This is a genomic window from Saccharothrix stipae, from assembly GCF_054781895.1.
The window spans coordinates 782892-796626 of record NZ_BAAGTN010000008.1; the positions used below are offsets into that span (position 1 = coordinate 782892).

Sequence of the window (13735 nt, forward strand, 5' to 3'; positions counted from 1 at the left end):
CCCACCGACGACGTGCGAGGTCTGGCGGCAACGTGTTCAACACCCTTTCCGACCGGCTCACCTCGGTCCTGCAGAACCTGCGGGGCAAGGGGCGGCTCTCCGAGGCCGACATCGACGCGACCGCGCGCGAGATCCGGGTCGCGCTGCTGGAGGCCGACGTCGCGCTGCCCGTGGTGCGGACGTTCATCGCGAAGGTCAAGGAGCGCGCCAAGGGCGCCGAGGTCAGCCAGGCCCTGAACCCGGCCCAGCAGGTCGTCAAGATCGTCAACGAGGAACTGGTCAACATCCTCGGCGGGGAGACCCGCAGGCTCAACCTGGCCAAGAACCCGCCCAGCGTGATCATGCTCGCGGGTCTGCAGGGCGCCGGCAAGACCACCCTGGCGGGCAAGCTCGCCAAGTGGCTCAAGGGTCAGGGCCACACGCCGATCCTGGTCGCCTGCGACCTCCAGCGTCCCAACGCGGTGACCCAGCTCCAGGTGGTCGGCGAGCGCGCGGGCGTGCCCGTGTTCGCACCCGAGCCCGGCAACGGCGTCGGCGACCCGGTCGACGTGGCCCGCAAGGGCATCGAGGAGGCCAAGCGGGCCCAGCACGACATCGTGCTGGTCGACACCGCGGGCCGCCTCGGCGTCGACGAGGAGATGATGCGCCAGGCCGTCGACATCCGCGCCGCCGTGCAGCCCGACGAGGTGCTGTTCGTGGTCGACGCGATGATCGGCCAGGACGCGGTGAACACCGCGACCGCGTTCTCCGAGGGCGTCGGCTTCACCGGCGTGGTGCTCACCAAGCTCGACGGCGACGCCCGCGGTGGTGCCGCGCTCAGCGTCCGCGAGGTCACCGGCCAGCCCATCCTGTTCGCCTCGAACGGGGAGAAGCTGGAGGACTTCGACGTCTTCCACCCGGACCGGATGGCGAGCCGGATCCTGGGCATGGGCGACATGCTCACCCTGATCGAGCAGGCCGAGCAGGCGTTCGACGCCGACCAGGCCGAGGCCGCCGCGGTCAAGATGGGCTCCGGCCAGCTCACGCTGGAGGACTTCCTGGAGCAGATGCTCGCGCTGCGCAAGATGGGCCCGATCGCGAACCTGCTCGGCATGCTGCCCGGCGCGGGCCAGATGAAGGACCAGCTGGCCAACCTGGACGAGAAGCACCTCGACCGGGTGCAGGCGATCATCCGCGGCATGACCCCGGCCGAGCGCGACGACCCGAAGATCATCAACGCGTCCCGCCGTCTGCGCATCGCCAACGGCTCGGGCGTCAAGGTCAGCGACGTGAACGACCTGGTCAACCGGTTCTTCGAAGCCCGCAAGATGATGAGCCAGATGGCCGGCCGCTTCGGCCTGCCGGGCGCGGGCGGCAAGAACAACCGCAAGGGCAAGGGGAAGAAGGGCAAGAAGGGCAAGGGCCGCGGCCCCACGCCGCCGAAGGTGCGCGGCGGGTTCCCCGGCATGCCCGGGATGATGCCCGGCATGCCCGGCATGCCGCCCCAGGGCGGCGGGCACGAGCTGCCGCCCGGCATCGGCGGCCTCGACCAGCTCCCGCCCGGCTTCGACCCGTCGAAGCTGAAGTTCGGCAAGTGACCGGCCTGCACCTGCGGGGTGTGGTGCTGCCGGACGGCGAGGACCCGCAGGACGTCTGGGTGGTCAACGGCCGGATCCGCACCCGGCCGGTGCCCGGCGCGACCACCGTCAGCACGGGTGGCTACCTGGTGCCCGGCCTGGTCGACGCGCACTGCCACGTCGGCCTGGGCGCCAAGGGCGCGGTCGACCTGCCCGAGGCGGTCGACCAGGCCCTCGCCGACCGGCGGGCGGGCACGCTGCTCATCCGCGACTGCGGCTCGCCGGTGGACACCCGCCCGTTGCAGGAGCGGCTGGACCTGCCCCGGATCATCCGCGCGGGCAGGCACCTGGCCCGGCCCAAGCGGTACATCAAGTACCTGGGCGTGGAGATCGAGGACCCGGCCGACCTGCCGTCCGCGGTGGCCGAGCAGGTCGCCGCCGGTGACGGCTGGGTCAAGCTGGTCGGCGACTGGATCGACCGCGGCACGGGCGACCTCGCGCCGCTGTGGACCGAGGACGTGCTCACCGAGGCGATCAAGGTCGCGCACGAGAACAAGGCCAGGGTCACCGCGCACGTGTTCGGCGAAGACGCCCTGCCCGCCCTGCTCAACGCCGGTATCGACTGCATCGAGCACGGCACGGGCCTGACCGACGACACGATCGCGCAGATGGCCCGCGCCGGGACCGCCCTCGTGCCGACGCTGATCAACATCGAGAACTTCCCGTCGATCGCGGCCGGCGCGGAGAAGTACCCGGTCTACCAGGGGCACATGCGCGAGCTGTACGCGCGCAACACCGAGACCATCGCCAAGGCCGTCGAGGCGGGCGTGCCGGTGTTCGCGGGCACGGACGCGGGCGGCGGCATCGAGCACGGCCGGATCGTGGACGAGGTCAAGGCCCTGCACGGGGTCGGCATGACCCCCACCCAGGCCCTCGGCGCGGCCTCGTGGGCCGCTCGCGAGTGGCTCGGCTTCCCGTCCCTGGCCGAGGGTGCGGCGGCCGACATCGTGGTCTACGACACCGACCCGCGCGAGGACCTCGACGCGCTGCGCCACCCCGCGCTGGTCATGCTGCGCGGCCGGATCCACGCCTGACCGCCGCCGGGGAGCACGCCTGACCGTTGCTGCGTTCGCGCCTGCTCGCCGCCGGAAGCAGGCCCGACCGTTGCTGCGTTCGCGCCGGACCCACCGCCGGGTCCACGCCTGACCGCCGCCCGGAGCAGGCCCGACCGGCGCGGCCCACGACCCGGTCGGCGGTAGGAAATCCGTGGTGGGGCCGCGTGGCGAGGAGTTCTTCCGCCACCCGAAGTCATCCCTGCCGCCGTCAGGGTGATCTTGAACCGGCTCGGGCGGCACTCCGCCCCACCGGACCACTACGTTCGGACGAGTGGAGGAACAGCGGGACCGGGACACCGGCCGGGCGCACTGGGGTTTCCTCGCGTTCTTCACCGGCCTGGCCGGCTACCACCTCGCCATCCTGGTCTTCACCGCCGCGACCGCCGACCGCTTCGCCGAGGTGGACATCACCGACCCGCCGGTCCTCGGCCCGCTCCTGCTGCTGGTCTTCCTGCCCAACGTGCTGCTCGGCCTCGGCCCCGTCGTCATCTCCTGGCGCCGGGGCGACGGGCCCGCCAGGGACTTCGGCCTGATCCCCACCGCCCGTGACCTCAAGGTGGGCCTGGCCGCGGGCGGCGCGGCGCTGCTGGCCGCCTGGCTGCTCGGCGCGCTGCTGCTGCGCATCAACCCGGACCGGTCCAGCTCGCTGGACGAGATCGAGGCCCTGGCCGGCGGCCGCACGATCTGGCTGGCCGCGGCGGCGCTGTTCGTCTTCCTCGGCGCGCCGCTGACCGAGGAACTCCTCACCAGGGGAGCCCTGTGGCAAGCACTGGCCCACTATCAGATCCCCCGGATCGCCATCCTCTCCCTCACCGCGCTCGTCTTCGCGTTCCTGCACGAGGAGAGCTGGCGGGTGCTCAGCCTGTTCGCCCAGGGGCTCGCCATCGGCGCGGCCCGCATGATCACCGGCCGGGTTGCCTCCAGCGTGGTGGCCCACGCGACCAACAACCTGCTGCCGGCCGTCTACCTCTACACCGGCTGACTAGGGTGGATGGTTGTGACAAGACCGGATGAGCCGCCGCCAGGCCTGATCGCGAGCGTCCGCGCGGTCGGCCGGGAGCCGGAAGTGGTGCAGGCCGGCCAGCGGTGGGGCTTCGGCGCGTTCCTGCTGGTAGAAGCGGTTTTCATTCTCAGTGCGGTGTTCATCACCGCGGTGGCCCGCACGTCGGGCACGGACATCGGCTCCTCGGTGACGTTCATCCTGATCGGCTCGATGGTCCCGACGGTGCTGGCCGCGGGCGTCGCGATCGCGGTCACCTACCTGCGCGGCAACGGCCCGTTCCGGGACCTGCGGCTGGCCTGGGACTGGGCGGACGTCAAGATCGGCCTCAAGCTGGGCGCACTCGGGCTGGCGCTCACCTACGTGGCCGCGGTCATCTGGTCGAAGCTGGTCGGCGACGACAACGCCACCTCCGCGATCGGCGAGCTCGTGGACGGCGCGGGACTGCCCCTGGCCGCGGCCCTCGCGATGTTCCTCTACGTGTGCTTCCTCGGGCCGGTGTGCGAGGAGATCATCTACCGCGGCCTGCTGTGGGGCGCGATCGAGCGCCAGCGCTGGAGCCGGTGGGCGGCGTTCGTGCTGACCACCGTCATCTTCGCGGCCGGCCACCTCGAACCGCTGCGGACGTCGCTGCTCATCGTCATCGCGCTGCCCCTCGGCATCGCGCGCCTCATCACGCGCAGGCTCACCGCGAGCGTGGTCGCGCACGTGATCAACAACTTCCTGCCCGGCCTGACCCTCCTGCTCGTCTCGATCGGGGTGATGCCCGCGTGATCGACCTCAACAGCGACCTCGGCGAGGGCTTCGGCATCTGGCGCCTGGGCGACGACGAAGCCCTGCTCGGCATCGTGACCAGCGCGAACGTGGCGTGCGGCTTCCACGCCGGCGACCCGTCGACCATGCGCCGGGTGTGCCGGCAGGCAGCGGCCGCCGGGGTCGCGGTCGGCGCCCAGGTCTCCTACCGCGACCTGGCCGGCTTCGGCCGCCGCTTCATCGACGTCGACCCGTCCGAGTTGGCCGACGAGGTCCTGTACCAGATCGGCGCGCTCGACGCGTGCGCCCGGGCGGCCGGGACCAGGGTCGAGTACCTCAAGCCGCACGGCGCGCTCTACAACGCCACCGTGCACCACGACCGGCAGGCGCAGGCCGTGGTGGACGGGGTCAAGGCGTTCGGCGACCTGCCCGTCCTCGGGCTGCCCGGCTCACGCCTGCTCCACCACGCCGAACGGGCGGGGCTGCGCCCGGTCCGGGAGGCGTTCGCCGACCGCGCGTACACCCCGGACGGCACCCTCGTGCCGCGCACCCGGCCGGACGCCGTCCTGACCAGCACGGACGCCGTGCTCGCCCGGGTGCTCGGGCTCGCCGAACGCGGTGAGCTGATCGCCGCCGACGGCGCCGTGCTCAGGCTGGAGGTCGACTCGATCTGCCTGCACGGCGACACACCGGGCGCGGTCGAGCACGCGACGAAGATCCGCGCCGCGCTGGCGGCCGCGGGCGTCACCGTGGCCCGATTCGTGCCGGGGTAGACCTGTCTGGCAGAATGGTTGGTTGTTCGCCGAGGTCGGTCCCTCTCACCGTGCCATGGCGCCCCAGACATCTGGGCTTTCTCCACCCGTGCCCCACTCGGGTGAGGACTGCCCGCACCTGAGCACACAGAGCACGAGGAGCACCCACACCCGTGGCCGTCAAGATCAAGCTTCAGCGGCTTGGCAAGATCCGTCAGCCGTACTACCGGATCGTCGTCGCCGACGCCCGCGTCCGCCGCAGCGGCAAGGCCATCGAGACGATCGGCAAGTACCACCCGAAGGAAGAGCCGTCGTTCATCGCGGTGGACAGCGACCGCGCGCAGTACTGGCTGGGTGTCGGCGCGCAGCCGACCGAGTCGGTGCAGCGCCTGCTGGAGATCACCGGTGACTGGCAGAAGTTCAAGGGCCTCCCGGGCGCCGAGGGCACGCTGAAGGTCAAGGAGCCCAAGACCAGCAAGGCGGAGCTGTTCGCCGCCGCGCTGGCCGCCGCGGGCGACGCCCCGACCACCGAGGCGACGACCCCGAAGAAGAAGTCGGCCAAGAAGGTCGCCGACGCCGAGCCCGCCGCCGAGGCTCCCAAGGACGAGGCGTGAGCTTGTTGGCTGACGCTCTCGAACACCTCGTTCGGGGCATCGTCGACCACCCGGACGACGTCCGGGTGAACCTGGTCACGACCCGGCGTGGTCGCACGCTCGAGGTGCACGTCCACCCGGACGACCTCGGCAAGGTGATCGGCCGCAGCGGTCGCACCGCGACCGCCCTGCGCACCGTGATGGCGGGCATCGGCGGTCGTGGCGTTCGCGTCGACGTGGTCGACACCGACCGCTGAACGCGCACATGGACGTCGTCGTCGGCCGAGTGGCCAAGGCGCACGGGATCAGCGGCGAGCTCGCGGTCGACGTGCGCACGGACTCACCCGAGACCCGGTTCGCGCTGGGCTCGGTGCTGGCCGCCAAACTGCGCGACGGCACGTCCCGCAACCTCACCGTCGCAGCCGCCCGGAACCACTCCGGGCGGCTGCTGGTGCGTTTCGAGGAAGTGCTGACCCGTGACGTCGCCGAGACGCTGAGGGGCACGGTGCTGCTCGGCCGCACCGAGGACCTGCCGCCGACCGGCGACCCGGACGAGTTCTACGACCACGAGCTCGAAGGGCTGACCGCCGAGCTGGCCGACGGCACGAAGGTCGGCACCGTGCTGGAGGTCGTGCACGGGCCCGGCGGCGAGCTGCTGGTGGTCAAGCGCGAGGACGGCAGCGAGACCCTGGTGCCGTTCGTGCGCGAGATCGTGCCCACGGTGGACATCGCGGGCGAGCGCGTCGTGCTGGACCCGCCCGAGGGCCTGCTCGATGCGGATTGACGTCGTCACGATCTTCCCGGAGTACCTGGACCCGCTGCGCGCCGCCCTGCTGGGCAAGGCGATCGACAAGGGCCTGATCAGCGTCGGCGTGCACGACCTGCGCGACTGGACGCACGACGTGCACAAGGCCGTCGACGACAGCCCGTACGGCGGCGGTCCCGGCATGGTGATGAAGCCCCAGGTGTGGGGTGAGGCGCTGGACGCGGTCTGCACCCCGGCCACCCGCCTGATCGTGCCCACCCCCGCCGGCCGCCCGTTCACCCAGCGGATGGCGCACGACCTGGCCGCCGAGGAGCACCTGGTGTTCGCCTGCGGCCGGTACGAGGGCATCGACCAGCGGGTGGTGGACGACGCGTCCCGCCGGATGCGCGTGGACGAGGTCTCCATCGGCGACTACGTGCTCGTCGGCGGCGAGGTGGCCGTGCTGGTCGTGGTCGAGGCCGTGGTCCGGCTGCTGCCCGGTGTGCTGGGCAACCCCAAGTCGGCCGCCGAGGACTCGTTCTCCGACGGCCTGCTGGAGGGGCCCAGCTACACCCGCCCGGAGGTGTGGCGCGAGCTCGCCGTGCCGGAGGTCCTGCGCTCGGGCAACCACCGGGCGATCGACCGCTGGCGGCGGGACCAGTCGCTGCGCCGCACCCGCGAACGCCGTCCGGAGCTGCTCGACGCCCTGCCCGAGGGCGCGCTGGACAAGCACGACCGCAGGCTGCTCGACGAGCTCGACTAGGGGCGATTTCGTGGTGCCGCCCCTCGTCTGGCACACTGGACAGGTTGCTGCACCCGGTTCTACTCATCCGGCGTGCGCTAGGCCCGCCCCCGCGCGTGTGTGACTTGAGTTCGGCCGCGCCTTGGGGGAGTACGCAATACACGTGAGGACGAGGACGGACCACCGATGAACACCCTGGACGCTCTTGACGCCCAGTCGCTGCGCTCCGACATCCCCAGCTTCCGGCCGGGCGACACGCTGAAGGTCCACGTCCGCGTCATCGAGGGCTCCCGCGAGCGGGTCCAGGTGTTCCAGGGCGTCGTGATCCGCCGGCAGAACGGCGGCATCCGCGAGACCTTCACCGTCCGCAAGGTCTCGTTCGGTGTCGGCGTCGAGCGCACCTTCCCGGTGCACTCCCCGAACATCGCCGAGATCGAGGTCGCCTCCCGCGGCGACGTCCGCCGGGCGAAGCTGTACTACCTCCGCGACCTGCGCGGCAAGGCCGCCAAGATCAAGGAGAAGCGCGACGCCAAGCCGGCCTCCTGACGCCGGGCACACGCGGAACCAGTAGCCTGCCCACGTGGCAGATCCCGTGCACCGCTCCGCTGACGAAGACGGTCAGGATCCCGCAGTCGAGTCCACACCGGACTCGGCTGCGGGCGGCAAGTCGAAGAAGGACAAGAAGAAGCCCCCGCTGTGGCGCGAGCTCCTCGTGCTCGGCGCGACGGCCCTCGTCCTCACCATCCTGATCCAGACGTTCCTCGCGCGGGTGTACGTGATCCCGTCGCAGTCGATGGAGGAGACCCTCCACGGCTGCCCGGGGTGCAACAACGACCGGGTGCTGGTCGACAAGCTGGTGTACGACTTCACCGACATCGAGCCGGGCGAGGTCGTGGTCTTCCGCGGCCCCGAGACCTGGGGCAACAACGACTTCACGTCCGGTCGCTCGGACAACCCGATCGTGGCGGGCATCCAGTCGGTGGCCTCGCTGGTCGGCCTCGCGCCGCCGGACGAGCGCGACTTCGTGAAGCGGGTCATCGCGGTCGGCGGGCAGACCGTGCAGTGCTGCGACGACCAGCACCGGGTGCTGGTCGACGGCAAGCCGCTGGACGAGCCTTACATCTACTGGCAGCCGGGCACGTCACCGGAGAACCACGACCCGTTCGAGCCGGTCAAGGTTCCCGAGGGCCACCTCTGGGTGATGGGTGACAACCGCACGAACTCCACCGACTCGCGCAAGCAGGGCGGTGGCGGCGTGGCGGGCACCGTGCCGGAGGACAACGTCATCGGCAAGGCGCGGGTCATCGTGCTGCCGCCGTCGCGCTGGCAGGGCATCGGCGACCACGACCCGCAGGCCGTCGCGCTCGGCGCGCCCGCGTGGCAGAGCGCCGTCCCGGCGGGTGCCGGCCTGGCCGCGGCGTGGCCGCTGGTGTTCTTCGGCCGGAAGCTGCGCAGGCGGTTGACCAGGGCCTCACAGGCCTGATCGGTACGCTGACCGGGTGGTGGACGTCGCATCGTCCCGGGGCTCCTCCGACGAGGGCGACCCGGAGCACGAGGAAAAGGTCGAGCAGTGGCGTGCCCGCGCGCGCAAGAAGGCCAAGCGCAAGGGCTCGTTCTGGAAAGAGCTGCCGATCCTGATCGGCGTCGCGGTGCTGCTCGCGGTGCTGATCCAGTCGTTCCTGGCGAAGGTCTACATGATCCCGTCGGAGTCGATGGAGCAGACCTTGCACGGCTGCTCCGACGGCTGCTTCGGCGACCGGGTGCTGGTCGACAAGCTGACCTACGACTTCAGCGAGCCCGAGCCGGGCGACGTGGTCGTCTTCCACGGCCCGGACACCTGGATCAACCAGGACTTCGTGGCCGCCGAGCCGACCAACCCGGTGGCCCGCGCGGTGCGGGGGCTCGGCTCGCTGCTGGGGTTCCCGGCGGCGAACGAGGAGGACTTCGTCAAGCGGGTCATCGCGGTCGGCGGGCAGACGGTGAAGTGCTGCGACGACCGCAACCGGGTGCTGGTCGACGGCAAGCCGTTGGACGAGCCGTACGTGTACTGGGCGCCCGGGCGCAGCACGGTGCAGGAGTCGTTCGCCGAGCTGAAGATCCCCGCGGGCTACCTGTTCGTGCTGGGTGACAACCGCAACGACTCGTGCGACTCGCGGTGCCAGGGCGACGGCCGCGAGGGCGGTCTCGTCCCGGTGGACAACGTGGTGGGCAAGGCGCGGGTGATCGTGCTGCCGCCGTCGCGCTGGCAGGGCGTGGGCGACCACGACCCGCAGGTCGTGGCCATCGGCGCGCCGGCCTGGCAGGACGCCCTGCCCGCCGGTGTCGGCCTGGCGGCGGCGTGGCCCCTGCTCGTGCTCGGCAGGCGGGTGAGGGCGCGGCTGCGCGGCTCGCGACTGGGATAGGGTCGAGGGGTGATCCGCAAGCCGCCGCGAGTCCAGGTCCGGCAGACCGCGGGCATCTGGGCCTTCGAAGCCGCGCTGGACCGGCGTGGGTTCGGTCCGGTGGCGGGCGTCGACGAGGCCGGGCGCGGCGCGTGCGCGGGACCGCTGGTCGTGGCGTCGTGCGTGCTCAAGCCGGGTGACGCGGCGAAGTTCGACGGGCTCACCGACTCGAAGCTGCTCACCGCCGCCGCGCGGGACCGGATGTACGACCTGGTGCTCAAGCGCGCGCTCGACTACGCGGTGATCGTGATCCCGACCGCCGAGGTCGACCTGCTCGGCGTGCACGTGGCGAACATCGAGGGCATGCGGCGCGCGGTCGCCCAACTGGGCGCGCACCCCGGGTACGTGCTGACCGACGGCTTCCCGGTGCCGGGCCTCACGGCGCCGAACATGCCGGTGGTCAAGGGCGACCGGGTGGCCGCGTGCGTCGCGGCGGCGTCCGTGCTGGCCAAGGTCACCCGGGACCGGATCATGGCCGGTCTGCACGGGGAACTGCCCGTCTACGGGTTCGACGTGCACAAGGGCTACAGCACCCCCGAGCACTCCGCCGCGCTGGTGGAACACGGCCCGAGTGCGCAACACCGCTGGTCGTATGCGAATGTGGCCGCCGCGGCGCTCCGGCACGGGTTGGAACCGCCGCACCGGGTGGCGCGCGGCGTGGTCGCGGCCGCCGTGGTCCAGAATGGGTCAACCCCGCAGACCAGCGGTGGCAGGCTCGCGACGAGGAGGGGCGCGGATTCGATGATTACCCGCGCGGAGGCGTAATGAGTGCAGAGGATCTCGAGAAGTACGAGACCGAGATGGAGTTGTCGCTGTACAAGGAGTACCGCGACATCGTCAGCCAGTTCTCGTTCGTCGTGGAGACCGAGCGGCGGTTCTACCTGGCCAACTCGGTGGACGTGCAGGTCCGCAACGCGGACGGCGAGGTCTACTTCGAGGTGCGGATGTCCGACGCGTGGGTGTGGGACATGTACCGCCCCGCCCGCTTCGTGAAGAACGTCCGCGTGATCACCTTCAAGGACGTCAACGTCGAGGAGCTGGACAAGCCCGACCTCAGGCTGCCCGAGGACGGCCCGTTCAACTCCTGATCGCCGCAAGCCGCAGGGGCCTGCCCTAGGGCGGGCCCCTTTGCGTCTCTTCGCGCCGATACCACGCGATACCGACAATTCCGCCGGCTCTGTCCACAGCCCCTGAGGTTGTCCACAGCCGGCGAACTTCCGCTCGTCACCCCGCACCACCCCCGGCAAGGTCGAACCGAGACCGAAGCGGCGGCGAAGGGGCGGGGCATGAGCACGGCGACCGATCTGGGCAGGCGCGGCGAGGACGCGGCGTGCCGGTACCTGGAGCACCAGGGGCTGTCGATCCTGGCGCGCAACTGGCGGTGCGACGACGGTGAGCTGGACGTCATAGCCACCGACGGGGCGCGGTTGGTGGTGGTCGAGGTCAAGTGCCGTTCGGGCACCACCAGGGGGACACCGCTGGAGGCGGTGACGCCGGAGAAGCTGGCCCGGGTGCGCAGGTCGGCCCTGCGCTGGCTCAGCGCGAACCGCCTCGGCCGGGTGGAGATCCGGTTCGACGTGATCTCGATCGAGTGGCCGCCCGGTGGCCGGGTCCGCCTGCACCACCTGCGAGGTGTGTGATGGCGCTCGCGCGCACGTGGTCGGTGGCGTTGTTCGGCGTGGACGGCGTGCCGGTCGAGATCGAGGCCGACGTGGGCGTCGGGACGGTGAAGACCCAGCTCCTGGGCCTGCCCGATGCCGCTCTGCACGAGTCGAAGGACCGCGTGAAGGCGGCCGTGCGCAACAGCGGGCACGACTGGCCGTCACAACGCGTGACCCTGGGCCTGTCCCCGGCGACCCTGCCGAAGAACGGCTCGGGGTACGACCTCGCCATCGCCTGCGTGGTGCTGGCCGCCGCCCAGGCGATCGAGGCGGGGCGGCTCGCCGACACCGTGCTGCTGGGTGAGCTGGCGCTGGACGGCCGGGTGCGCACCGTCCGAGGCGTCCTGCCCGCCCTGCTGGCCGCCCGGCGGGCGGGTCTGACCGAGGCCGTGGTGCCGGTGGACGCGCTGCCGGAAGCCGCCCTGGTCGAGGGCATGACCGTCCACGGTGCGGCGACCCTGGCCGACGTCCTGGCCTGGCTGTCCGGCGAGGGCGTCCTCCACCACACCACCCCGCCCGCGCTCGCCCCGCCACCGGACGGGCCGGACCTGGCGGACGTCATCGGCCAGCCGGAGGCGCGGTGGGCGCTGGAGGTGGCCGCGGCGGGCGGTCACCACATCCTCCTGACCGGTCCGCCGGGCACGGGCAAGACCATGCTGGCCCAACGCCTGGCCGGCCTCCTGCCGCCGTTGTCGCCGGAGGAGGCCCTGGGGGTCACGGCGGTGCACTCCATCGCCGGCCTGCTCAGCCGCGAGTCGCCACTGGTCTGCACGCCGCCGTTCATCTCGCTGCACCACTCGACGTCGACGGTCGCGCTGATCGGTGGCGGCACCGGCATCGCGAAGCCGGGGGCGATGAGCCGAGCCCATCGCGGGGTGCTGTTCCTAGACGAGGCGCGGGAGTTCGGCGCGGCGAAGCTGGAGGCGTTGCGCACGGCGTTGGAGGAGGGCGAGGTCCGGTTGGCGCGGCGTGACGGGATCGCCCGCTACCCGGCCAGGTTCCAGCTGGTGATGGCGACCAACCCGTGCCCGTGCGCGCCGCCGAAGGAGATCGACTGCGTCTGCCTGCCGGCGGCCAGGAGGAGGTACCAGAGCAAGCTCTCGGGCCCACTGCTGGACCGGGTCGACCTCAGGGTCGTGATGCGGCCGTTGACCGCCATGAGCGGTGCGGACATAGCCCCACCGGAACCGACGGCCGCCGTCCGCGAGCGGGTGCAGAAGGCCAGGACGAGGGCGGCGGAACGTTGGGCGGACCACGGCTGGCTGACCAACGGCGAGGTGCCGGGCCCCGTCCTCAGGCGGGAGTACGCCCTGCCCAGACAGACGACCGCGGTGCTGGATCGAGCCCTGACCACGGGAGCCCTGACGGGCCGGGGCGCCGACAGGTGCCTGCGGGTCGCCTGGACCCTCGCCGACCTGGCGGAGGTCGACCAACCAACAGCGGACCACGTAGCGGCCGCCCTGGAATTCCGAGAGCGCAGGAAGGCATGACCACCCCAACCCACCTCAACACCCAACCGCCACCACACCACCGAGCAACCCCAACCACCCCAAAACCCCACCCCACCCAACCCCGACCAACATCCCCCTCCCACCGGCCATCCCCCTCCGACCCCTCACCACCGACCGCCCCACCTCCCACCTCGACGTCACCCACCCCCTCGGCCGCCACCCCCTCAGTTGCCAACCCGACCTCGCCCAGCCTCGCCTCGCCCAGCCCGGGAGCGTCCAGCCCCGCACCGTCCAGCCCCGCACCGTCCAGCCCTGCACTGCCCAGCCCCGCACTGCCCAACCCGGGAGTGCTCAGTCTCGTGCCGCCCAGCCCGGGAGCGGCCGGCCTCGCGTCGTCGAACCCCGCGTCGCCCAGCCTGGGAGCGGGCAACCCCGCACGGCCCAACGTGGGAGCGCCCAGACTCGCGTCGCCCAGTCCCGCGTCGCCCAGTCCCGCGTCGCCCAGTCCCGCGTCGCCCAGTCCCGCGTCGCCCAACCCGGGAGCGGCCAGGTGGGTATCGGCCGACCTCGTTACCTCGAAGTCGCTGTCGGTGGCCGATTCCGCGTCGCTCGACCCGATGTCGCGCAACCTCGCAACGGCCGGCTTTGCGTCGTTCGATCCGGTGCCGCCGCACCTCGGACCGCCCGACTCCGCGGCTGCCCGCACTTCGTCGGCCAGGCCGGCGTCCCCCGCACTCGCCGCCGCACCGGCCGGAGCGGGTCGGGCTTCGGAGACATCGGCGCCGAGGGCGTCCCGGCCCGGACCGTCGACAGCCCGCGCCACCCCCGATCCGACCGCGCGGACTTCGGCCATGTCCCCGGCGACCGCCGACCTGCCGGCAGTGGTCGGGGCGGGTGTCGGGCGCAATCGGGACATGGCGTTGGCC

At 71.9% G+C, this 13735-nt stretch carries 16 protein-coding genes; all 16 read left to right on the forward strand.

Translation table 11 applies throughout. The annotated features are described in order from the left end of the window. Window positions 1–32 precede the first annotated feature (32 nt). The 16 genes from ffh (at window position 33) to ACYVLT_RS20540 (ending at window position 12848) form a co-directional block, all read left to right on the forward strand. Complete coding sequence (ffh, locus tag ACYVLT_RS20465; RefSeq protein WP_461121783.1) at window positions 33–1577, forward strand: signal recognition particle protein; 1545 nt, start codon at window positions 33–35, stop codon at window positions 1575–1577. Beyond that, window positions 1574–2650, forward strand: a complete 1077-nt coding sequence (locus ACYVLT_RS20470) for an amidohydrolase family protein (RefSeq protein ID WP_461121784.1) — start codon at window positions 1574–1576, stop codon at window positions 2648–2650. Before ffh ends, ACYVLT_RS20470 begins: the two co-directional genes overlap by 4 nt. A 292-nt stretch (window positions 2651–2942) precedes the next feature. After that, window positions 2943–3653 carry a lysostaphin resistance A-like protein gene (locus ACYVLT_RS20475; RefSeq protein WP_461121785.1) on the forward strand — a complete coding sequence of 237 codons (711 nt, stop codon included), beginning with the start codon at window positions 2943–2945 and terminating at the stop codon, window positions 3651–3653. 9 nt (window positions 3654–3662) lie between these two features. Continuing rightward, window positions 3663–4445 (forward strand): lysostaphin resistance A-like protein, encoded by a 783-nt coding sequence (locus tag ACYVLT_RS20480; protein ID WP_461121786.1) that lies wholly within the window; start codon window positions 3663–3665, stop codon window positions 4443–4445. Further along, on the forward strand, window positions 4442–5197 hold the full coding sequence (locus ACYVLT_RS20485) for a LamB/YcsF family protein (RefSeq protein WP_461121787.1): 756 nt from the start codon (window positions 4442–4444) through the stop codon (window positions 5195–5197). Before ACYVLT_RS20480 ends, ACYVLT_RS20485 begins: the two co-directional genes overlap by 4 nt. Before the next feature lie 152 nt (window positions 5198–5349). Beyond that, window positions 5350–5790: a 30S ribosomal protein S16 gene (rpsP, locus tag ACYVLT_RS20490; protein WP_360447237.1), complete on the forward strand. Its 441-nt coding sequence runs from the start codon at window positions 5350–5352 to the stop codon at window positions 5788–5790. After that, on the forward strand, window positions 5787–6026 hold the full coding sequence (locus tag ACYVLT_RS20495; protein ID WP_015104447.1) for an RNA-binding protein: 240 nt from the start codon (window positions 5787–5789) through the stop codon (window positions 6024–6026). Before rpsP ends, ACYVLT_RS20495 begins: the two co-directional genes overlap by 4 nt. An 8-nt stretch (window positions 6027–6034) precedes the next feature. Next, entirely contained in the window at window positions 6035–6553 is a 519-nt protein-coding gene (gene rimM, locus ACYVLT_RS20500; RefSeq protein ID WP_461121788.1) for a ribosome maturation factor RimM, read from the forward strand. Continuing rightward, window positions 6543–7277, forward strand: coding sequence for a tRNA (guanosine(37)-N1)-methyltransferase TrmD (gene trmD / locus ACYVLT_RS20505; RefSeq protein ID WP_461121789.1), 735 nt, complete (start codon window positions 6543–6545; stop codon window positions 7275–7277). The genes rimM and trmD overlap by 11 nt, the downstream gene beginning before the upstream one ends. A 165-nt stretch (window positions 7278–7442) precedes the next feature. After that, window positions 7443–7802 carry a 50S ribosomal protein L19 gene (rplS, locus tag ACYVLT_RS20510; protein WP_053720493.1) on the forward strand — a complete coding sequence of 120 codons (360 nt, stop codon included), beginning with the start codon at window positions 7443–7445 and terminating at the stop codon, window positions 7800–7802. Window positions 7803–7836: 34 nt separating this feature from the next. Beyond that, window positions 7837–8739 carry a signal peptidase I gene (gene lepB / locus ACYVLT_RS20515; protein ID WP_360447244.1) on the forward strand — a complete coding sequence of 301 codons (903 nt, stop codon included), beginning with the start codon at window positions 7837–7839 and terminating at the stop codon, window positions 8737–8739. A 16-nt stretch (window positions 8740–8755) separates the two neighbouring features. Continuing rightward, on the forward strand, window positions 8756–9658 hold the full coding sequence (gene lepB, locus ACYVLT_RS20520) for a signal peptidase I (RefSeq protein WP_461121790.1): 903 nt from the start codon (window positions 8756–8758) through the stop codon (window positions 9656–9658). 9 nt (window positions 9659–9667) lie between these two features. After that, the gene (locus ACYVLT_RS20525) at window positions 9668–10462 is read left to right on the forward strand and encodes a ribonuclease HII (protein WP_461121791.1); all 795 of its coding nucleotides are present in this window, start codon (window positions 9668–9670) and stop codon (window positions 10460–10462) included. Beyond that, window positions 10462–10785 carry a DUF2469 domain-containing protein gene (locus ACYVLT_RS20530; RefSeq protein ID WP_015104440.1) on the forward strand — a complete coding sequence of 108 codons (324 nt, stop codon included), beginning with the start codon at window positions 10462–10464 and terminating at the stop codon, window positions 10783–10785. The genes ACYVLT_RS20525 and ACYVLT_RS20530 overlap by 1 nt, the downstream gene beginning before the upstream one ends. Window positions 10786–10983: 198 nt before the next feature. Further along, window positions 10984–11337, forward strand: coding sequence for a YraN family protein (locus tag ACYVLT_RS20535; protein ID WP_461121792.1), 354 nt, complete (start codon window positions 10984–10986; stop codon window positions 11335–11337). Continuing rightward, window positions 11337–12848, forward strand: coding sequence for a YifB family Mg chelatase-like AAA ATPase (locus ACYVLT_RS20540; RefSeq protein WP_461121793.1), 1512 nt, complete (start codon window positions 11337–11339; stop codon window positions 12846–12848). The genes ACYVLT_RS20535 and ACYVLT_RS20540 overlap by 1 nt, the downstream gene beginning before the upstream one ends. Window positions 12849–13735: the final 887 nt, after the last annotated feature.